The sequence below is a fragment of the Pseudomonas floridensis genome (assembly GCF_002087235.1).
GTDB classification, from domain to species: Bacteria; Pseudomonadota; Gammaproteobacteria; order Pseudomonadales; family Pseudomonadaceae; genus Aquipseudomonas; species Aquipseudomonas floridensis.
On sequence record NZ_MUIO01000048.1, the window covers coordinates 17,166 to 36,453 of the forward strand.

General features: G+C 61.3%; 17 protein-coding genes. 7 read left to right on the top strand and 10 right to left on the bottom strand.

Annotated elements, in window-relative coordinates; genetic code table 11:
- Positions 1 to 51: 51 nt before the first annotated feature.
- The gene (locus tag BZK31_RS13325; RefSeq protein WP_083183451.1) at positions 52 to 597 is read right to left on the bottom strand and encodes a cytochrome b/b6 domain-containing protein; all 546 of its coding nucleotides are present in this window, start codon (positions 595 to 597) and stop codon (positions 52 to 54) included.
- Positions 597 to 863: a PepSY domain-containing protein gene (locus BZK31_RS13330; RefSeq protein WP_083183452.1), complete on the bottom strand. Its 267-nt coding sequence runs from the start codon at positions 861 to 863 to the stop codon at positions 597 to 599. Before BZK31_RS13330 ends, BZK31_RS13325 begins: the two co-directional genes overlap by 1 nt.
- Positions 864 to 1,031: 168 nt before the next feature.
- On the opposite strand from BZK31_RS13330, the gene BZK31_RS13335 reads away from it, so the two are divergent.
- Together BZK31_RS13335 and BZK31_RS13340 are read left to right on the top strand one after the other, a co-directional pair.
- Complete coding sequence (locus tag BZK31_RS13335; RefSeq protein WP_083183453.1) at positions 1,032 to 1,694, top strand: response regulator; 663 nt, start codon at positions 1,032 to 1,034, stop codon at positions 1,692 to 1,694.
- On the top strand, positions 1,691 to 3,064 hold the full coding sequence (locus BZK31_RS13340; protein WP_083183454.1) for a sensor histidine kinase: 1,374 nt from the start codon (positions 1,691 to 1,693) through the stop codon (positions 3,062 to 3,064). The genes BZK31_RS13335 and BZK31_RS13340 overlap by 4 nt, the downstream gene beginning before the upstream one ends.
- A gap of 9 nt (positions 3,065 to 3,073) precedes the next feature.
- Here BZK31_RS13340 and amaA read toward each other — a convergent pair whose 3' ends face one another.
- Together amaA and amaB are read right to left on the bottom strand one after the other, a co-directional pair.
- A complete protein-coding gene (gene amaA, locus BZK31_RS13345) occupies positions 3,074 to 4,360 on the bottom strand; it encodes an L-pipecolate oxidase (protein WP_083183455.1) in 1,287 nt (428 codons plus the stop codon).
- A gap of 24 nt (positions 4,361 to 4,384) precedes the next feature.
- Positions 4,385 to 5,875, bottom strand: coding sequence for an L-piperidine-6-carboxylate dehydrogenase (amaB, locus tag BZK31_RS13350; RefSeq protein WP_083183456.1), 1,491 nt, complete (start codon positions 5,873 to 5,875; stop codon positions 4,385 to 4,387).
- A 251-nt stretch (positions 5,876 to 6,126) separates the two neighbouring features.
- On the opposite strand from amaB, the gene BZK31_RS13355 reads away from it, so the two are divergent.
- From BZK31_RS13355 to BZK31_RS13370, 3 genes are all read left to right on the top strand, one after another.
- Positions 6,127 to 7,374 carry a 2-aminoadipate transaminase gene (locus BZK31_RS13355; protein ID WP_083183457.1) on the top strand — a complete coding sequence of 416 codons (1,248 nt, stop codon included), beginning with the start codon at positions 6,127 to 6,129 and terminating at the stop codon, positions 7,372 to 7,374.
- 49 nt (positions 7,375 to 7,423) lie between these two features.
- Positions 7,424 to 8,806 (top strand): 2-oxoadipate dioxygenase/decarboxylase HglS, encoded by a 1,383-nt coding sequence (hglS, locus tag BZK31_RS13360; RefSeq protein WP_083183458.1) that lies wholly within the window; start codon positions 7,424 to 7,426, stop codon positions 8,804 to 8,806.
- A gap of 435 nt (positions 8,807 to 9,241) precedes the next feature.
- A complete protein-coding gene (locus tag BZK31_RS13370; RefSeq protein WP_083183459.1) occupies positions 9,242 to 10,570 on the top strand; it encodes a DUF3100 domain-containing protein in 1,329 nt (442 codons plus the stop codon).
- Positions 10,571 to 10,736: 166 nt separating this feature from the next.
- Here the strand turns inward: BZK31_RS13370 and BZK31_RS13375 are convergent, their stop codons facing one another.
- Positions 10,737 to 11,642 carry a LysR substrate-binding domain-containing protein gene (locus tag BZK31_RS13375; protein WP_083183460.1) on the bottom strand — a complete coding sequence of 302 codons (906 nt, stop codon included), beginning with the start codon at positions 11,640 to 11,642 and terminating at the stop codon, positions 10,737 to 10,739.
- A 128-nt stretch (positions 11,643 to 11,770) separates the two neighbouring features.
- Between BZK31_RS13375 and BZK31_RS13380 the strand changes: the two genes are divergently transcribed.
- The gene (locus BZK31_RS13380; RefSeq protein WP_083183461.1) at positions 11,771 to 13,147 is read left to right on the top strand and encodes an L-serine ammonia-lyase; all 1,377 of its coding nucleotides are present in this window, start codon (positions 11,771 to 11,773) and stop codon (positions 13,145 to 13,147) included.
- A gap of 44 nt (positions 13,148 to 13,191) precedes the next feature.
- Here BZK31_RS13380 and BZK31_RS13385 read toward each other — a convergent pair whose 3' ends face one another.
- Positions 13,192 to 13,824: a LysE family translocator gene (locus BZK31_RS13385; RefSeq protein ID WP_083183462.1), complete on the bottom strand. Its 633-nt coding sequence runs from the start codon at positions 13,822 to 13,824 to the stop codon at positions 13,192 to 13,194.
- A gap of 23 nt (positions 13,825 to 13,847) precedes the next feature.
- Positions 13,848 to 14,627, bottom strand: coding sequence for a YqcI/YcgG family protein (locus BZK31_RS13390; protein WP_083183463.1), 780 nt, complete (start codon positions 14,625 to 14,627; stop codon positions 13,848 to 13,850).
- 153 nt (positions 14,628 to 14,780) lie between these two features.
- Here BZK31_RS13390 and BZK31_RS13395 point away from each other — a divergent pair, with 153 nt between their 5' ends.
- On the top strand, positions 14,781 to 15,707 hold the full coding sequence (locus tag BZK31_RS13395; RefSeq protein WP_083183464.1) for a LysR substrate-binding domain-containing protein: 927 nt from the start codon (positions 14,781 to 14,783) through the stop codon (positions 15,705 to 15,707).
- Positions 15,708 to 15,711: 4 nt separating this feature from the next.
- Here the strand turns inward: BZK31_RS13395 and BZK31_RS13400 are convergent, their stop codons facing one another.
- The 3 genes from BZK31_RS13400 to BZK31_RS13410 are packed head-to-tail and all read right to left on the bottom strand — an operon-like array spanning position 15,712 to position 19,286.
- Positions 15,712 to 16,869, bottom strand: coding sequence for a M20 aminoacylase family protein (locus BZK31_RS13400; protein ID WP_083183465.1), 1,158 nt, complete (start codon positions 16,867 to 16,869; stop codon positions 15,712 to 15,714).
- A 5-nt stretch (positions 16,870 to 16,874) separates the two neighbouring features.
- Positions 16,875 to 18,392 (bottom strand): aldehyde dehydrogenase family protein, encoded by a 1,518-nt coding sequence (locus tag BZK31_RS13405; RefSeq protein ID WP_083183466.1) that lies wholly within the window; start codon positions 18,390 to 18,392, stop codon positions 16,875 to 16,877.
- A gap of 3 nt (positions 18,393 to 18,395) precedes the next feature.
- Positions 18,396 to 19,286 carry an NAD(P)-dependent oxidoreductase gene (locus BZK31_RS13410; protein WP_083183485.1) on the bottom strand — a complete coding sequence of 297 codons (891 nt, stop codon included), beginning with the start codon at positions 19,284 to 19,286 and terminating at the stop codon, positions 18,396 to 18,398.
- Positions 19,287 to 19,288: the final 2 nt, after the last annotated feature.

Sequence of the window (19,288 nt, forward strand, 5' to 3'; positions counted from 1 at the left end):
TATAGTGAGGGTTTAAGAAATCCGTGGAGGGGTCTGGCACTGAATGAATGTTCAGCGCAGGCGATCTTCAGGCAACGGACGTCGTTTCCCTGTCAGCATCGACAACGGCAGGTTGTCGCGCACCTGAACGCTTTCGAAAATGGCCGCCGCGATGTGCAGCACCACCAGCGCGCACAGCGTGTTGGCCAGCGTCTCGTGAATCTGCAGCGGCCAGTCGGCACCCCATAGCGCATCGACTTCCTGCATCATCCAGCCGGTCAGGCCCATGCCGAAGATCAACAGCATCATCAGCACCATCACCAGTGCCCCGAGCGGCGAATGGCCGAGCCGGTGCACTGGCTGGCGACTCACCAGTGTGCAAACGTGCTTGCGCAGTCGCGTCGGGGTCGGCCAGAAATCGCTCCAGCGGGCGCTGGCGGGACCGACGAATCCCCACACCACCCGCACGGCCAGCCAGGCGACGGCGTAGTAGCCCAGCCAGACGTGCCAGTCATCACCGGCTTCGTTGAAGAAGTAGTTGGCGATGAAGACACCCGCGATCGAGGCATGAAACAGCCTGACCAGCGGGTCCCAGAGCCGCAGGGACGCGTCGCGCATCAGCCCTTGATCTCGGTCTTCACCGCTTTGCCGGTCACCGGATCGTGATAAATCTCGACCTTGCGCTTGTCCTTGTCAAAACCGTAGATCTCGTAGCAGTTGCCGTCAGTGACCTTGAACTTGCTGATCTCGTAACCCTGAGCCTTGAGCTGCTCCTGGAATTTGGCCTGATCCTGCCACTGGGACTTATCGGCGGTGGTGCATTGCGGACCTGCCAGCGCCAACGGGCTGGCCAGCAACAGGGAAATCAGCAGGACTTTACGCATGAAAAATACTCGCAGGCAGTGAAGGAGTGCTCACTGTGCGAAACGAGTCTTAGGAAAAGCTTAATATGCAACAGCTGGTAACATCTTCCCCGGCGTCAGGCTCCGCGCCAGACGGCATGATGCGCCCCTCTCTCTCCTTCCAACCCCCAACTGACGGGTCCGAACCTTATGCGCCTGCTTCTTGTCGAGGATGATCGAGCCATCGGCCAGGGTATCCGGGTGGCGCTCAATACAGAGGGTTACACCCTCGACTGGCTGGAAGACGGGCTGAGCGCACTGCATGCCCTGCGCAGCGAGCCGTTCGACCTGCTGCTGCTCGATCTCGGCCTGCCGCGCATGGACGGCTTCGACCTGCTGCGCCAGTTGCGCGCAGAAAACCTCACCCTGCCAGTGCTGATCATGACCGCCCGGGATGGCACCGCCGACCGCATCGCCGGGCTGGATGCCGGGGCCGATGACTACTTGATCAAGCCGTTCGACGTCGACGAACTCAAGGCCCGCGTGCGAGCCTTGCTGCGGCGCAGCCAGGGCCGGGCTCAGCCGCTGCTCGAGCACGCTGGCATCAGCCTTGACCCGGCGTCGCAGCAGGTCAGCTTTCAGGGCAATGAAGTGCCGATGACGCCCATGGAATACCAGTTGTTGCACCAGTTGATGATCCGCCCCGGCAAGGTCGTCACCCGCGAGCGCTTGTCCAATACGCTGTACGGCTGGCAGGACAAGGTCGAGAGCAACACCCTTGAGGTGCTGATCCACAACCTGCGCAAGAAACTGTCCACCGAACTGATCCGCACCGTTCGCGGCGTCGGTTACCTGCTGGAGCTCAAGGCATGACCTCGGTCCGTGCGCGCATTCTGGTCCCGGTCCTGCTGCTGTTGCTGCTCGGCGACCTGACCATCAGCCTGCTCGCCCTGCGCGACAGCCATCATGAAATCGAAGAAGTCTACGACGCCCAGCTTGCCCAGAGTGCCCGCCTGTTGCAGGGCGTGCTGCGTCAGCGCGCGGCTGGCGAGCAGGACCTGGACAAGCTTTATCAGGCCTTCGATGAAGCCATGAGCCGGGTCGGCACCAGCGGCGTGGCGCATCCCTATGAAACGCGCCTGACGTTCCAGGTGTGGCGCACCTCGGGCGAACTGCTGGTGCGCTCGGCCGAAGCACCCTTGCTGGCCGCACCGCCCGCCGAAGAGGGCTCCCATGACCTGATCGAAAACGGTCACGAGTGGTGCGGATTTCTGTTGGCAGACCCGCAGCAGGGTTTCCTGATCTGGGTCGGCGAGCGTGACGACGTGCGTCAGGACCTGATTCAGCGCATCGTCAGTCACACCTTGTGGCCCGCGCTGATCGGTGTTCCGTTGCTGATTCTGGCGATCTGGCTGGCGATTGGCTGGGGGTTGCGTCCCTTGCAGCGCATGGCCCGGTCGATCCGCCAGCGAGATGCGGAAAGCCTGGAACCGCTGGACGTCTCGCCGCTGGCCAAGGAGCTGGAGCCCATGCAGCACGCGCTCAACAGCCTGCTGACCCAGATCGACAGCGTACTGGAACGCGAACGACGCTTCATCGCCGATGCGGCCCACGAACTGCGCACGCCGCTGACCATCCTGCGTATCCATGCGCAGAACGCCCGCCAGGCCGAAACCCCCGAGCAACGTCTGGAAGCCCTGGATTTTCTGGTTCACGGCGTCGACCGTGCCGCGCGGCTGGCCAGCCAGTTGCTGACCATGGCCCGGCTCGAACCGCGGCTGGACATTCATCAGTTGAGCCGTTTCGAACTTAACACCCTGGTGCGCGAAGAGATGGCCGAGCTCACGCCACTGGCACTGGAGAAACGTGTCGAACTGGTGTTCGAAGCAGGTGACGACTGTGTGATCCACAGCGACCCGGCAGCGATCACCATTGCCCTGCAAAACCTGCTGACCAACGCCCTGAACTTCGCCCCGCCTGCGAGCGAGATCCGCGTGACGCTGCACCCTCAGCAGGACGGCGGCGCATACCTGTCGGTCGAGGACGCAGGGCCTGGTATCGACGAGCAACAGAAGGCGCGGCTGTTCGAGCGGTTCTACAGCCAGGGCAACAGCAACGGTGCGGGACTGGGGCTGGCGATCGTCGACATGATCGTGCGCAAACTGGAAAGCAGCCTGCACTTGCGCAACTCTGCGCAAGGCGGGCTGTGTGTGGAATTGCGACTCAAGAGCAGAACCACCTGAAGCGCAGCGTCAGAGCACCACGCGAAGGCACTGACCGGCGTGATACAGCGTGAATCCGGCATCGTAGGCCAGCGTGCGCAGCAAACTGCCGGACACTTTCTGACAACTGGAAAAACTCACTGGCAACGCCTTGGCATCATCGGTCAACAGGTAGTCGGCAAAGCACTTGCCCACCAGCGTACCGGTGGTGACGCCCCGACCGTTGAAGCCGGTCGCGGCCAGCAACCCCGGTGCGGGTTCGAACAGACGCAGCAGGTGATCCGGTGTGAAACCGATACGCCCGGTCCAGGTGCTTTGCCACTCGACCTTGCCCAGTTGCGGAAAGTAATGCTGCTGAATCCGGTCGGCCCACTGTCGGATGAACCACAGCGGGTAGTTGCCCGCGTTGCCAAGGCTGCCCAACAGCAGACGACCATGCGCATCGCGGCGGATGCTGCTGAGTACCGTGCGCGTATCCCACGAGCCCTGTCCGCCGCGCAGGATTTCAGCCTGCTCTGCCCCGCTGAGCGGCTGCGAGGCGACCTGGTAGTAGTAGCCGGCGAAGATATGATCCTTGATGTCCGTCCACTCACCTTCGGTATAGGCGTTCGATGCGATGATCACCTTCTCGGCCCGCACGCTGCCGGTAACGGTCGAGACTTTCCAGCCATCGCTGGTGCGGTGCAATCCGGTCACCGGTGACTCGCCGTACAACTGCCCGCCTTTCGCCTGCACATTGAGCGCCATGCCCGACACGTAGGCCATCGGGTTGACCGTGCCGGCACGATGATCCAGCAGCGCACCGGCGACCTGGCCGGTGCCGCAGGCGTCTTCGCAGGTCTGGCCGGTCAGCAACTCGACATGGGCGCCTCGCCGCTGCCATTGCTCGGCCCGGCTTCGCAGGTCGGCCAGCCCCTTGGCGTTGTGCGCCATGTGCAGGTTACCGGTGCGAGTGTCCTGACAGTCGATGCGGTACTTGTCGATAGTCGAAAATACCAGCGCAGGCGCTGCACCCAATGCCGTATTGAGCCGCGTCGCCTCGACCGTGCCCAGCACCTTGTCCAGTTCGTCGGGCGCGACCCAGGTTCCGGCGTTCACCAGCCCCACGTTACGCCCGGAACCGCCGTGGCCGACCTGATGCGCCTCGACCACGCACACCGATTTGCCGCCCTCGAGCAACTGAAGGGCCGCCGACAAACCGGTAAAGCCCGCACCAATGATGCAGACATCAGCGCAGCATTCGCCGAACAGCGCAGGGCTGACCGGACGCTGTGGCGTCAACTGTTCCCAAAGACACCCTTCCTGCAAGCGCGCCATCCAACGACTCCTGCCCTGCCCGAATCAATCAAAGACAATGCCCTGAGCCAATGGCAGCTCGCGGGAGTAGTTGACGGTATTGGTCTGTCGACGCATGTAGGCGCGCCACGAATCGGAACCCGACTCACGACCGCCACCGGTTTCCTTCTCGCCCCCGAACGCGCCACCGATTTCCGCACCGCTGGTGCCGATGTTGACGTTGGCGATGCCGCAATCACTGCCCGCCGCGCTCTGGAACGCCTCGGCTTCACGCAGGTCGGTGGTGAAGATGCACGACGACAGGCCTTGCGGCACTTCGTTGTTCAGGCGCAGCGCTTCCTCGAAATCGTCATACGCCAGCACGTACAGAATCGGCGCGAAGGTTTCGTGACGCACCACCTCGCTCTGGCCGGGCATTTCGGCGATGGCCGGCGTGACGTAGTAGCCATTGGGGTATTTGTCCTGCAACTGGCGCTCACCACCGAACACCTCGCCGCCTTCGCCGCGAGCCTTGCTCAGCGCGTCCTGCATGGCCGAGAACGCCTGCTGATCGATCAGCGGCCCGATCAGGTTGCCTTCACGGGGATCGCCGACGCGTACTTTGGCGTAAGCGGCCTTGACCCGCGCAACCACTTCGTCCTTGATCGAGCGGTGCACGATCAGGCGGCGCAAGGTGGTGCAGCGCTGTCCCGCGGTGCCCACGGCACTGAACAGGATGCCGCGCACCGCCAGATCCAGATCGGCGCTGGGGGCGAGAATCATTGCATTGTTGCCGCCCAGTTCCAGAATGCTGCGTCCGAAACGTGCCGCCACACGCGGCCCGACTTCACGGCCCATGCGAGTGCTGCCGGTGGCGCTGATCAGCGGCACGCGCGGATCGTCCACCAGCGCTTCACCGGCCTCACGGTCGCCGATGACCAGTTGCGCCAGACTTTGCGGCGCGTCACCAAATATCTTCAACGCCTTATCGAACAGCGCCTGACACGCCAGCGCGGTCAGCGGGGTCTTTTCCGACGGTTTCCAGATCACCGGGTTGCCACAGACCAGCGCCAGTGTGGTGTTCCACGCCCACACGGCGACCGGAAAATTGAAGGCACTGATGACGCCGACCACGCCCAGCGGGTGCCAGGTTTCACGCATATGGTGCCCAGGACGCTCGGACGCGATGGTCAAGCCGTACAACTGACGCGACAGGCCGACGGCGAAGTCGCAGATGTCGATCATTTCCTGAACCTCGCCCAGGCCTTCCTGAGTGATCTTGCCCGCCTCGATCGACACCAGTTCGCCCAATTGGGCTTTGTGCTCGCGCAACACCTCGCCAAAAATCCGCACCAGTTCACCACGACGCGGGGCCGGAACGGTTCTCCAGGCCAGGAAAGCCTTGTGGGCGCTCTCGATCCGCGCCTGCACCTGAGTCCTGTTTTCCAGCGTGACAGAAGCGATCTGGCTGCCATCGATGGGGGTATGGACGGGGTAGCCTCCGTCCGTATAGGCACTTTTCGCCACGCCCAGATTCGCTAACAACTCGGCAACCATGCTGATTCTCCTGTCATGAGAAGGGTGAACATCACTGATGACCCAGTATCGACCCGCTCAAGAGCCCTCACAAACGATGATTTTGAAAAACATGATTCCATTTAGGAATGAAGTACCGCCCTTGAACGGCACCAAATATCAGAACTTCCGGAATTATTGGAATGACCCGGTGATTTTATTTCGTTTGCGAGGCAGGCCGGGAATTCGCTTAGATAAGGCGCATCGACACACTTTCGAGGCAAGCAGCGCCCATGAGCGAACACATCAGCGAGTCCATTTCGTTCGTCCACAACATGACGCTGTCTCACGGACGCAACGCTGAAGTCTGGGACACCACCGGCAAGCGCTACATCGATTTCGTCGGCGGCATCGGCGTGCTCAATCTGGGGCATTGCAACCCGCAAGTGGTCAAGGCGATTCAGGAACAGGCCGGCAGGCTGACCCATTACTGCTTCAACGCCACGCCGCACGCGCCCTACCTTCAGTTCATGCAACAACTGACGCAGTTCATTCCGGTGACGTATCCGCTCAGCGGCATGCTCACCAACAGTGGCGCGGAAGCGGCAGAAAACGCGCTGAAAATCGTACGGGGCGCGACAGGCCGCACCGCCGTGGTGGCCTTCGACGGCGGTTTTCATGGCCGCACCCTGGCGACCTTGAACCTCAACGGCAAGGTGGCGCCGTACAAACAGAAAATCGGCGTCTTGCCTGGCCCGGTGTTCCACATCCCGTTCCCCAGCAAGGACCACGGCGTGACCATCGAACAGGCCCTCAAGGCACTGGAGCGGCTGTTCAGCGTTGAAATCGACGTCAACGATGTGGCCTGTTTCATGTTCGAGCCGGTGCAGGGCGAAGGTGGTTTTCTGGCCATGGAGCCGGACTTCGCTCAGGCGCTGCGTGCGTTCTGCACCGAGCACGGCATCGTCCTGATCGCCGATGAAATCCAGTCCGGCTTCGGCCGCACCGGACAGCGTTTTGCATTCAGTCGGCTGGGTATCGAACCGGACCTGATCCTGCTCGGCAAAAGCATCGCCGGAGGCATCCCGCTCGGTGCCGTGGTCGGTCGCAAGACACTGCTCGACAACCTGCCCAAGGGCGGTCTGGGCGGCACCTATTCCGGCAATCCGATTGGCTGTGCGGCGGGACTGGCATCGCTGGCGCAAATGACCGATGAAAACCTGTCCACGTGGGGCGAGCGACAGGAACAGGCGATCGTGTCGCGCTACAACGCCTGGCAGACCCGCCGGATTTCGCCTTATCTGGGCAGATTGACCGGTGTGGGCTGCATGCGCGGGATCGAACTGGCCACCGCCGACGGCACGCCAGCCACGAAACAACTTGCCCAACTGCTGACCTCGGCCAGAGACGCCGGGCTACTGTTAATGCCCAGCGGCAAGTCGCGGCACATCATCCGGCTGCTGATCCCGCTGACCATCGAGCCTGCGGTACTGGAAGAAGGGCTGGATATTTTCGAGCGTTGCCTGGCGGCGCTGGCCTGATGCCAATCAACCGGATACCGACCGTGAACAGTACGGAGAACCACCCAAGATGAGCACTGCACGCTTCGCCAATCCCGATGACATCCGCGCCGGTTTTTCCCGCGCCATGTCGCACATGTACCAGGAAGAAGTTCCGCTGTACGGCACGCTGATGGAACTGGTGAGCGAGGTCAACGAGCGGGTCATGCAACGCGACAGCAACCTGCAGGACAGCCTGACCCAGACCGGCGAAATCCAGCGTCTGGACATGGAGCGCCACGGCGCAATCCGGGTCGGCACTGCACTGGAACTGGCCACCCTCGCCCGCCTGTTCGCGGTCATGGGCATGGAGCCCGTCGGTTACTACGACCTGACGCCTGCGGGTGTGCCGGTGCATTCGACGGCCTTTCGCGCTGTGCATGAAAGCGCCCTGCAAATCAGCCCGTTTCGGGTGTTTACCTCACTGCTGCGCCTCGAACTGATCGAGAGCGACAGCCTGCGCGCGTTCGCCAGTCAGGTGCTGGCCAAGCGACAGATCTTCACCCCGAAAGCCATTGAACTGATCGAACGGCACGAGGCTGACGGCGGCCTGAGCGAGTCCGATGCCGCTGAGTTCATCCGGCAGGCGCTGGAAACTTTCCGTTGGCACAGCACCGCCACCGTGTCGCTGGACGAGTACAGAAAGCTCAACGCCCAGCATCGCCTGATTGCCGATGTGGTGGCGTTCCGGGGGCCGCACATCAATCACTTGACGCCGCGTACGCTGGACATCGACGCGGTCCAGACCGGCATGCCCGGCAAAGGCATCACGCCCAAAGCGGTGGTCGAGGGTCCGCCGCGTCGGCGCTGCCCGATTCTGCTGCGCCAGACCAGCTTCAAGGCGCTGGAAGAGCCGATCACTTTCGTCGCTCAAAGCACCCAGGCGTCCGGCAGTCACTCGGCGCGTTTCGGCGAGATCGAACAACGAGGTGCCGCATTGACGCCCAAGGGCCGCGAACTCTACGACCGGCTGCTGAACGCGGCACGCGACGAGTTGGGCGAATTCCCCAACGAGGCCAATGCACTGCGCTATGCGGCACTGATGGAGAAAACTTTTCAGGCGTTTCCGGACAACTACGGTGAGATGCGGACTCAAGGCCTGGCCTACTTTAGATACTTCCCGACCGAGGCGGGCCTGGCTGCGCGTCTTGAGGCTGGCGCAGACCTTGAGCAATTGATTCAGGCCGGTCATGTACGGTTCGAACCGCTGGTGTACGAAGACTTCCTGCCAGTCAGTGCGGCGGGCATCTTCCAGTCCAATCTGGGCGACAACGCGCAAGCGCACTATGCGACGCACTCCAACCAGGCCGATTTCCAGCAGGCACTGGGCCGCGTGACGCTGGATGAGTTGACGCTGTATGCCGAGACCGAGCGCAGGTCGCTCGATGCCTGTGCAAAGGCGCTGGGGCTTTAGCGCACCACCGCCCGATGCCGCGCAGGCGGGATTGACGTCATCCCGTCACCGCTCGCGTCGGCATGCAATCCGCACCTTTATCGAGAAGATGAAAAGCGGTCCGGAGTACCCCTTTCAGTGTTCTCTTTAACGCAACGATAAATAAAATCGGCAATATTGGTGTGCAACCTCCTGCTATGCATACTGCGATGGCACAAGGGCATTTTGCTTGGGGTGCTGGAGCCTTCGACACCCCCCGCGCAATACCTCTCGCAAGGCCCGAAGCGGCCTGGAACGGGGCTCTCCCCGGTCTCATAAAAATACTCGGCCCGATAACGGCCTCCATGACTCCATGGACTTCCAACGCTGCCCTGGCGCTTCACTGCGCCTACCTGAAAAACAAAATAACGATTGATAAGACCTGAAAAAGGTCATTCAGCAGGCAAGGGGATCATCATGCAAAACTCACACGCCGCCGTGGCGGGCGACAAGCAGGCCGTTTCATCGACAGTGAAACTGTATGTCTGGGCCGCCGTCATCCTTGTCGTTGCCGAATCGATCGGCGCCTTCAGCATTCCTCTGGGTCCGGGCAAGGTGGTGTTGCTGCCGATGGTCTGGGCGCTGCTGCTGGGCGCAATGATCGGCATTGCCAGTCGCCGTATGCCGGGCAGCATCGGTATCGATCACGGCACCCAACTGCGCTCAGCCTCGATCCTGCAACCTGCGCTGCTGATCTTCATTGCCAAACTCGGCCTGGTGGTGGGTGGATCGCTGCCGGTGGTGTTCGCCTCGGGCTGGGCGCTGGTCTTTCAAGAGTTCGGCCACTTTGTCGGCACGGTCATGCTGGGCCTGCCGGTGGCATTGATGCTGGGCATCAAGCGTGAAGCGATTGGCGCGACCTTCTCGGTCGGCCGTGAGCCAAGCCTGGCAATCATCGGTGAACGTTACGGCATGGACTCGCCGGAAGGTCGCGGCGTGCTGGCCGAGTACCTGACCGGCACCCTGTTCGGCGCACTGTTCATTGCCATCGTCGCCGGTTTCATCGCCAGCCTCGGGATCTTCCATCCCAACTCATTGGCGATGGGTTCAGGCATCGGTTCGGGCAGCATGATGGCCGCCGCCGCAGGGGCCATCGCCGCGCAACAGACACCGGAAGTCGCCAAAGAAGTGATGACCCTGGCAGCCGCCTCCAACCTGATCACCACCACCATCGGCACCTACTTCACACTGTTCATCTCGCTGCCATTGGCGGTCTGGGGCTACCGGGTACTCGAACCGCTGATCGGCCGCACCACCAAGGCGTCAATCGGCGAAGACGGATTGCGCCACAGCGACGTATCACTCGACGTGCCGGAGCTTGGCTGGTCGGGCAAGATCAGCGCGTGGCTGGCCGCCGGTGCGCTGGCATTGATTGCCAACTACGTCGGCTACAAGACGTTGTCCGCCGATGCCTTTACCGGCATGGGCATCATGATCTTCTGTGCCTTCCTCGGCGAAGCGCTGTGCAGCCTGATTCGTCGCAAGATTCCGGCCGTATGCACCGTGTCGCTGGTCGCCATGTTCCTGACGTCCCCCGCCTGCCCGTGGGCAGCCGAGATCGCTCGCCTGACCAGCTCGATCAACATGCTGGCGGTTATCACACCGATGCTGACCTTCGCGGGTCTGTCGATTGCCAAGGACCTGCCGGCGTTTCGTCGCCTGGGCTGGCGAATCGTGCTGGTGTCGTTTCTGGCCAACTTCGGCACCTTCATCGGCGCGGTGCTGATTGCCGAACTGTTCCATTGATCTGAATGCAAGACCTGTAACGACTCGTTGAAAGGCCTTCGTGGACAAGTCCACTCCCACTGCTATCCAGCTCGTGGGAGTCCACTCCTACCGCTATCCAGCCCGTGGGACTTGTCCGCGAATACCCCGGCACATCCGCCAAACACCCTGCACCCGAAATCAGCTTTTACGCCTCATTCACCAGCCAGTCATGCACGGCGCGCCGGGCCGGGGTGTTGAGGGCGCCTTCGCGATAGGCAAGTACATATTTCTTGCGAGCCTTGATCGGGTGGCCGAACGGCACGATCAGCGAGCCCTGCTCCAGTTCATCAGTGATCAGCGCCTTGCGCGCGATGGCCACGCCCATGCCCATCCGGGCGGCATCGATGGTCAGGTGGTTGCGGTTGAAGGTGTGGCCCCGGCGCACATCGATGCCATCGGCACCAATCGCCGTCAGATAGAACTCCCACTCGGCGTATTCATAGCTGTCGCGCCAGGCGGTGATGTCGTGCAACAGCGGAAAGTGCACCAGCTGGCTGGGTGTATCCAGCGGCGGTCTGCCTTCAAGCAGCTTGGGCGAGCAGACCGGAAACAACTCCTCTTCCAACAAGGGCGTCGTCGACAGGCCGGGATAGCTGCCGTCGTTCAGGTCGATGGCCAGGTCGAAATCGTCGTCACGCAACGAGCCGCTGCTGTCTTCGGCGATGATACGCAATTGAATGTCTGGAAACGCCGCCTGCAGGCGCGGCAGGCGCGGCATCAGCCACTTGCTCAAGAACGAAGGAATGCAGCGCAGCTTGAACACCCCGCCGATTCGTCCTGAATACAGCAGGCGCAGCTCTTCACTGATGCGGCTTTGCACCTCGTTGGCCACGATGGCCAGGCGCTGCCCTTCGGCAGTCAGTTCCAGGCCGCGCCCGACCCGATGAAACAGCGCAAACCCCAGACGCTCTTCGAGCTGGCGCATCTGCTGACTGATCGCGCCAGGCGTGACGTGTAGCTCTTCAGCACAACGGGTGAAGGAAAGATGTCGGGCCGCACAGGCGAAGACCTGCAACCAGGCATGCATCTGTGCGTTGAAAATTCTGCTCATTGAAGAGTTCCGCTAAAGCGTTGCATAGGAACAATCGTTTGTCGTTTCGACGGCTCAAGCCAAAGATGAAGACCAGAAAGAAGGAGTCCTCAACTCCTCTGCATCATCTCACTTGAAGGACCTCCGTGATGGCCATCAGCGTCTTCGACATGTTCAAAATCGGCATTGGGCCGTCCAGTTCGCATACCGTCGGGCCGATGCGCGCCGGGGCGCTGTTCGTGACCGACCTGCGCAATCAGGACCGCCTGCATAGCGTAGAACGTATCGAGGTGCGATTGTACGGCTCTCTGTCCGCGACCGGCATCGGTCATGGCAGCGACCGCGCCACGGTAATGGGATTGATGGGCGAATGGCCGGACCAGATCGACCCCAGCCAGGTCAACCAACGCATCGATGCCCTGCGCGCCGACGGCAATCTGTTGCTGGCAGGCGAACAGTCGATCAACTTCGTCTGGGAGCGCGACATGTGCCTGCTGGACGAAAGCCTGCCGTATCACCCTAACGGCATGACGCTGTGTGCGTATGGCAAGTCCGGCGAACTGTATGAGCAGACCTATTATTCGGTGGGCGGTGGTTTCGTGATTGACGCCGCGCAGGCGGCCAGCGGCGTGCTGGATGCAGACGACACCGTGCTGCCCTACGATTTTTCCAGCGGCGCGCAATTGCTCAAGCTGTGCAAGACCCACGGCCTGAGCATCTCCGAATTGATGATGGCCAACGAAAAGGTCTGGCGCAGCGAAGAAGAAATCCGCTCGCGGATCATGGTTATCTGGGCCGCCATGCGCGCCTGCGTCGACAAGGGCCTGACCGAAACCGGGATTCTGCCCGGCGGCCTGAACGTTCGTCGCCGTGCCTATCGGCTGCATCAAAGCCTGCAGAACCTCGACAACCCGAACGTGATCGGCTCGACCCTCAGCGCTATGGAATGGGTCAACCTGTTCGCCCTCGCCGTCAACGAAGAGAATGCCGCAGGCGGGCGAATGGTGACGGCGCCGACCAATGGCGCAGCCGGTATCGTGCCGGCTGTGCTGCACTATTTCATGAAATTCAAACCCACGGCCAACGATGACGACGTGGTGCGTTTCTTCCTGAGCGCGGCTGCCGTCGGCATTCTATGCAAGAAAAACGCCTCGATCTCCGGCGCCGAAGTCGGCTGTCAGGGTGAGGTAGGTTCAGCCTGCGCGATGGCCGCTGCGGGCCTGGCAGAAATTCTCGGCGCGACGCCCGAGCAGGTGGAAAATGCGGCTGAAATTGGCCTGGAGCACAACCTGGGCCTGACCTGCGACCCGGTCGGCGGCCTGGTTCAGGTGCCGTGTATCGAGCGCAACGCGATTGCCGCCGTCAAGGCCATCAACGCAGCGCAAATGGCCCTGCGCGGCGACGGCGAGCACTTCATCTCGCTCGACCACGCCATCCGCACCATGCGCGACACCGGTGCGGACATGCACGACAAATACAAGGAAACCTCACGCGGCGGCCTGGCGGTCAACCTGATCGAGTGTTGATCTGCCCCGCCGAACAGGCGCATTCGTGCACCTTGTCGCCCACGTCACTGATTCAGTAACGTGGACCCCGAGTAAACAATCCCGCCTGTGGCGATCAGCAACAGCGTGATACTGGAGAGCAGTTCGATCTTGCGTTTGTACCTCATGGCCAGCTTCTGGCGCATGAGGAAAATGTAGGCGAACAGAATCGACAGATCAATGATGATCCAGAGCGCCGACAGCACGGCAATGCTGCCCTTGAACGACCCGGTGACATGGATGAACTGCGGGAAGAACGAGACGAAAAAGATAATGTCCTTGGGGTTGGAAATACCTACCAGAAACCCGGTTACCAGGCCGCTGTGCCGCTTGCCGGTCTGTAACGGCACGCCTTCGGGCTCAGGAGTGCCTCGCAACGCGTGCTTCAAGGCGGCCAGCGACAGATAGGCGATGAAAAAGCACCCCACCAGGCTGATCCAATTGAGCATGCTGGCACTGATCGACAGCGTGCCCGTCAGGATCAGGGCCGCCACCAGCACCAGGACCAATGACGCCCAATTGGTGCCCAGCGCCGTCAACATTGCACGTCTGGGCCCCGACACCATGCTGGTATTGACGATCAGGGCCACCACCGGCCCAGGGGTGATGATCAACATGAATACGCTGAACATGTAGATCAGTAGCAACGAAATATCCATAACCTGTAATGCTCGTTCAAGGGTCAGGTCGGGTCGACCTGGATGTCCAGAGGCTTGATATGCAAAGGGCAACGGCTCAACGCCAGGCCACCCTTTTCATACAGTTGGTATTGCTTCCACTCGAGACTGTTGCGGTCTCCGAAAAAGCCCAGGGTGTCGGGAACCACGCCATCGTTATAATCGGCGATTCGCTGGCGGATCTTCTCTCTGACCCGACGCCCGCTTTCTTCCTGCGCACTGGCCACTTCGTCGAAATTTTCCCGAGGATTGACCACGAACACGATGTGCTCGCCTAGTGAGCGGCTCCTCATCGCCGTGTGACGCGGGAAACTCATGTTGATGAAAAACGAAAGGCCCGCGAAGTGATAGGTCCACTCCGGCGTCTCGGGATTGACGCTGGCGGTACCCGGCCATGGGGTGTGATCGTCGTCGTGCAGACGTTGAAGCGCAGCCCAGCCGTGCGCCTGTTCCTGCGCGAGATTGATGAATCCGTTCTCCTCGAATATGACGATCAGTGGGCTGAACAGGCGTTTATCCAGTGGCGTTTCTCTAACGAACGCCACATACGCCCGCATGCCGCCAAGAAGGTCGGCCTGTTCCTGCTCCCGGGAGACGAACAGCATCAGGCAACTTCCGGACTTATTGGCACGGCGCCCGAAAAGACACGGAAAGCCCTTGTCATTCAGCACGTATTCAAATTGTCGGTAGGCCTTGACCATCCATCGGGTAACGTTGGCAGCATTACGATCAAGGCATTGCTTCAGTTCCGATTGGCATACCAGTATTCCAGACGTGGGCAGCATATTCCCTCTCGTGCATGACCTGAAAAAGCACTGCCTGATCCTTGTTGTTCTGTCCTGACAGTGAGGAGCCAGGGAGTCTGAAGGGATCTGCACGGGTTGAAAAAGGGAAAAAGGTGTAACCTATCATGATAAATAATCATGATAGAACCGGGCATGACTGAACGTATTCCACCGCTTTACGCCCTCAGAGCATTCGAAGTCGCCGCCCGCTCCTGCTCGTTCACACGGGCTGCGCAGGAGCTTTCGCTAACCCAGAGCGCGATCAGTCGCCACATCCGTACGCTTGAAGAAACCCTGGGATGCCGGCTCTTCGAGCGCAACGGCCCGAGGCTTTCGCTCAGCGATGAGGGGCGACGCCTGGCCAGCCAATTGAAGATCGGCTTTCGTATCATCGAGGACGCTTGCCAGCCTTTCAGAGGTAAAGGCACGCACCTGCGGCTCAAAGCGCCATCCACACTGACCATGCGCTGGCTGCTGCATGCGCTGGACGCTTACCAGAACCCGACGCCGACACTACCGGTCCAGTTGTCCAGCGTCTGGATGGACTTCGACAGCGTCGACCTTTACTCAGAACCGTACGACTGCGCGATTCTGCTGGGTAATGGCAACTTCGGAGCAGACGTCGAAACCTGCAAGCTGTTTGACGAGTGGCTGATTCCGATCTGCTCGGCTGAAACCCTGGGTGATCGGCCTTGGGAGCCGGAACGGTTGCGCAACGCCGATCTCATTCATCCTTCCACCGATCGCCGGGACTGGCGGCGCTGGCTGAAGCGAATGAATCTGTCGGAACTCGTGAGCCTGGACACCGGCAAAGTATTCGACACCCTCGATCAGGGCATCACTGCGGCAGTGAGGGGCCACGGCGTGTCCATCGGCGACCTCTTTCTGATCGCCAATGAAGTGCACGACGGTCAGGTTGTCCTGCCGTTCGACTCCGCCGTCGGCACGGGAGACGCCTACTACCTGGTCTGGTTGCAGGACAGCTTCAAGCGTCAGCGGGTACTGGAATTGCGCGAGCACCTGCTGAGTTGCCTCCCGGACATCTCCGGTATCGACGTAAACCTGCTCGCATCGTCTTGAGCGCTCACGCCAACGGCAGGCACTGCTCCACCAGCGACGTCCATACCTTCACGCCCGGCTCGATGACCTGGTCGTTGAAGTCGTAGTACGGGTTGTGCAGGGCTGCCGAAGGTTTCTCGCCGTCAACACCCATCCAGATGTATGCGCCCGGACAGGCGTGCAGCATGAAGGCGAAGTCTTCGGAGGCCATGGACGGATTGCAACCCCACTGCACATTGGCGTCACCGACCGCTGCAACGGCCGCACGACGAATCGTCGCGGCGGCATTGACGTTGTTCTCGGTGACCGGATAGCCGACGTTGTAGACCAGTTCGCCGCGCACGCCGAAGGCCATCGGCAGACGCTCGACGAATTCGCCGATCCACTGCTGGACTTTCTCGCGCACCGGGGTTTGCAGGCAACGGACCGTGCCACGCAGCACGGCGGTTTCCGGCAGCACGTTGATCGCTTCGCCCGCGTTGAACTGGGTCACGCTGACCACCGCCGAATCCAGCGGTGACAGACGCCGCGACACGATGGTCTGCAGACCCAGGACCAGTTCAGCGGCAGCGATAATCGGATCGTTGCCCTTGTCCGGCATGGCAGCGTGGCTGCCTTTGCCGGTCAGGGTGATTTCGAACGTATCCAGCGACGCCATCATCGGCCCCGGATTGATCACCACCTTGCCGGCCGGTACGCCCGGCCAGTTATGCAGGCCGTAGATGGCCTGCATCGGAAAGCGTTCGAACAGCCCGTCCTCGATCATCCGCTGTGCGCCGCCAAGATTCTCTTCAGCGGGCTGGAAGACAAAATGCACGGTGCCGCGAAAGCGTCGGGTTTCGGCCAGATGCCGGGCGGTGGCGAGCAGTATCGCGGTATGACCGTCATGCCCGCAGGCATGCATGCAGCCCTTGTGCGCGGATTTGTGCACGCTGTCGCCCAGTTCCTGAATCGGCAAGGCGTCCATGTCGGCACGAATGCCGATGGTGGGTCCGTCACCGGTGCGCAGGGTGCCGACCACGCCGGTTCCGCCCAGACCGCGATGGACCTCAAGGCCAAAGCCGGTCAGCAACTCAGCCACTGCGTCGGAGGTTTTCAGTTCCTGAAACCCCAGCTCCGGGGCCGCATGAATCCTGCGGCGCCAGACCGTGGCTTCTTCGATCAATGTCTTGGAAATCGTCATGTCGATCACTCCAGGCTCGCGCCGTAACCAAAGCTGGCGGCGGGTTGGGCGGCGGTCTCGACCCAGACGCTTTTCACTTCGCTGTATTCGCGCAACGCATCCAGACCGGAAGAACGACCATAGCCGCTCTCACCATAGCCGCCAAACGGCGAGCTGACGTGGATGGTCTTGTAGCCGTTGACCCAGAATGTTCCGGCACGTACTTGCTTCGCCACCCGATGTGCACGCCCGACGTCACGGGTCCAGACGCCACCCGCCAGGCCGAAACGGCTGTCGTTGGCGATACGGATCGCATCGTCCTCATCCTTGAACGGAATCGCCACGACTACCGGGCCGAAGATTTCTTCCTGAGCGCAATACAGGTCGTTGGTGCCCGCCAGCACGGTCGGGTTGATGTAGTAACCCGGTCTGACGGGGATCGGATCGGCCTGCTCACCAACCAGCCTGGCGCCGTCTTTCAAGGCACCCTCAACCATGGTTTTCACATGGTTGTACTGCTTGGCGTTGTTGATCGGGCCGATCTGGGTTTCCGGATCGCTTGGGTCACCGACCTTGAATCGGGTCGCCGCCGTCGCCAGAGCGTTAGTGAATTTCTCGAAGATCGATTCCTGTACCAGCAGGCGCGAGCCGGACACACAGCTCTGCCCTGCCCCGGAGAAAATGGCCGCCTGAGCACCGCGCAGTGCCACATCCAGGTCGGCGTCGTCGAACACGATGTTGGCCGACTTGCCACCCAGTTCCAGCACGGCGGGAATGCAGCGCTGCGCGGCAGCGACGGCAATATGTCGGCCGGTCGCGGGCGAGCCGACGAATACGACTTTGCGAATGTCGGCCCTGGCAATGAACGCCTGACCGATAGAATGCCCGAAACCGGCAATCACGTTGACCAGCCCTTTGGGCACACCGGCGCGCTCGATCAGTACGCCGACCATCAGCGAGCTCAACGGCGTGAGTTCCGAAGGCTTGAGAATCACGGCATTGCCTGCCGCAATGGCCGGTGCGATCTGCCAGCCGCAGGTGAAGATCGGCGCGTTCCACGGGGTGATTTGCAGCACGGTGCCCAGCGGTTCGTACGTCACGTAATTCAGGTGCGTGGTCGGCACCGGAATGATCTCGCCGTGCAGTTTGTCTGCCCAACCGGCGTAATACTCGAACATCTCGGCAACCTTGAGCACCTCAACGCGGGCATCGCGGATCGGCTTGTTGGCGGTCAGGGATTCGATCTGTGCAAGGTTTTCCAGCTCGTCACGAATCAGCGTACCGATCTGATACATGGCACGCCCGCGAGCCTGGGCGGTCAGCGCCCACCACTGGGTCTGCGCGAACCTGGCGGCGCTGTCGGCTTTTTCCACCAGCGATTCATCGGCGTCGGGAAAGCTCAGCAGCAGGCTGTCGTCATGGGCATTGCGCACTTCGACGGGCGCACCGTGGCCTTCGATGAACTCACCGCCCACGTAGCTGGCGATGACACTGCGATCGCCCCAGTAAGGACGCATCAGTTCGAGGATTTTTGCAGTGCTCATCACTTATTCTCCATGACCGTAAAGTTTGGCATCGGTGCGTTGCACGATGGCGCAGAAATCTTCGTTATCGGCCAGCGTCTCGCTGCTGGCCTTCCACAATTGGGCGACGACGCGTGACAGCGGCAAGTCCATGTCCAGGCTGTCCGCAAGATCGCTGGCCAACCCGACGTCCTTGCGCATCAGGCCCATGGTGAAACCGGAGTCGTAGGCTTTATTCAGCACCCAGGCAGGAAACATGACCTGCGTTGCGCCGCTGCGGCCGGAACCGGCGTTCAAGCCTTGCAACAGTTTTTCCGGATCGACTCCGGCGCGAGCGGCCATGGCGACGGCTTCGGCGGTGCTGATCAGGTGGCAGGCAGCGAGCATGTTGTTGGCGATCTTGGCCACGTTGCCCGCGCCGCATTGACCGACATGAACCCGCGTGCCGCTCATGCCCTCAAGCACCGGCATGGCGCGCGCCAGGTCAGCGTCTTCTGCCCCGATCACCATCGACATGGTGCCGGTGGCAGCGCCTTTAGGGCCGCCAGACACGGGGGCATCGATAAAGGCGATGCCGGCTTTGGCCAGCTCGGCGGCGACCTTGCGGCTCATTTCGGGTGTCGAGGTGGTGGTGTCAACCACGATCAACCCTTCACGACCCACTTCGCGAATCCCATCAGCGCCCAGGCACACAGCTTCGACATGCTCGGCCTTGGGCAACGACAGAATCAGTACGTCCACGCTCTGGATCAGCTGTTTGCAGTCGGCGACCGGCTTGACGCCTTTACTGTCGGCCGTTGCCAATGCGGCCTGGGACAAGTCGAAGCCACTGACGTCAAAGCCTTTGCCAGCCAGGGTCGCAGCCATGCCGCCGCCCATGTTGCCCAGTCCGATCACACCTGCTTTCAAAGTCATGT

What these genes read in the sequence shown, in the direction of transcription:
- amaA (WP_083183455.1), bottom strand. Translation starts at nt 4,360, where the DNA reads ATGGCGCGCTTGCAGGAAGGGTGTCTTTGGGAACAGTTGACGCCACAG.
- amaB (WP_083183456.1), bottom strand. Translation starts at nt 5,875, where the DNA reads ATGGTTGCCGAGTTGTTAGCGAATCTGGGCGTGGCGAAAAGTGCCTAT.
- BZK31_RS13325 (WP_083183451.1), bottom strand. Translation starts at nt 597, where the DNA reads ATGCGCGACGCGTCCCTGCGGCTCTGGGACCCGCTGGTCAGGCTGTTT.
- BZK31_RS13375 (WP_083183460.1), bottom strand. Translation starts at nt 11,642, where the DNA reads ATGAGCAGAATTTTCAACGCACAGATGCATGCCTGGTTGCAGGTCTTC.
- BZK31_RS13370 (WP_083183459.1), top strand. Translation starts at nt 9,242, where the DNA reads ATGCAAAACTCACACGCCGCCGTGGCGGGCGACAAGCAGGCCGTTTCA.
- BZK31_RS13380 (WP_083183461.1), top strand. Translation starts at nt 11,771, where the DNA reads ATGGCCATCAGCGTCTTCGACATGTTCAAAATCGGCATTGGGCCGTCC.
- BZK31_RS13340 (WP_083183454.1), top strand. Translation starts at nt 1,691, where the DNA reads ATGACCTCGGTCCGTGCGCGCATTCTGGTCCCGGTCCTGCTGCTGTTG.
- hglS (WP_083183458.1), top strand. Translation starts at nt 7,424, where the DNA reads ATGAGCACTGCACGCTTCGCCAATCCCGATGACATCCGCGCCGGTTTT.
- BZK31_RS13335 (WP_083183453.1), top strand. Translation starts at nt 1,032, where the DNA reads ATGCGCCTGCTTCTTGTCGAGGATGATCGAGCCATCGGCCAGGGTATC.
- BZK31_RS13405 (WP_083183466.1), bottom strand. Translation starts at nt 18,392, where the DNA reads ATGAGCACTGCAAAAATCCTCGAACTGATGCGTCCTTACTGGGGCGAT.
- BZK31_RS13385 (WP_083183462.1), bottom strand. Translation starts at nt 13,824, where the DNA reads ATGGATATTTCGTTGCTACTGATCTACATGTTCAGCGTATTCATGTTG.
- BZK31_RS13400 (WP_083183465.1), bottom strand. Translation starts at nt 16,869, where the DNA reads ATGACGATTTCCAAGACATTGATCGAAGAAGCCACGGTCTGGCGCCGC.
- BZK31_RS13355 (WP_083183457.1), top strand. Translation starts at nt 6,127, where the DNA reads ATGAGCGAACACATCAGCGAGTCCATTTCGTTCGTCCACAACATGACG.
- BZK31_RS13395 (WP_083183464.1), top strand. Translation starts at nt 14,781, where the DNA reads ATGACTGAACGTATTCCACCGCTTTACGCCCTCAGAGCATTCGAAGTC.
- BZK31_RS13330 (WP_083183452.1), bottom strand. Translation starts at nt 863, where the DNA reads ATGCGTAAAGTCCTGCTGATTTCCCTGTTGCTGGCCAGCCCGTTGGCG.
- BZK31_RS13410 (WP_083183485.1), bottom strand. Translation starts at nt 19,286, where the DNA reads ATGACTTTGAAAGCAGGTGTGATCGGACTGGGCAACATGGGCGGCGGC.
- BZK31_RS13390 (WP_083183463.1), bottom strand. Translation starts at nt 14,627, where the DNA reads ATGCTGCCCACGTCTGGAATACTGGTATGCCAATCGGAACTGAAGCAA.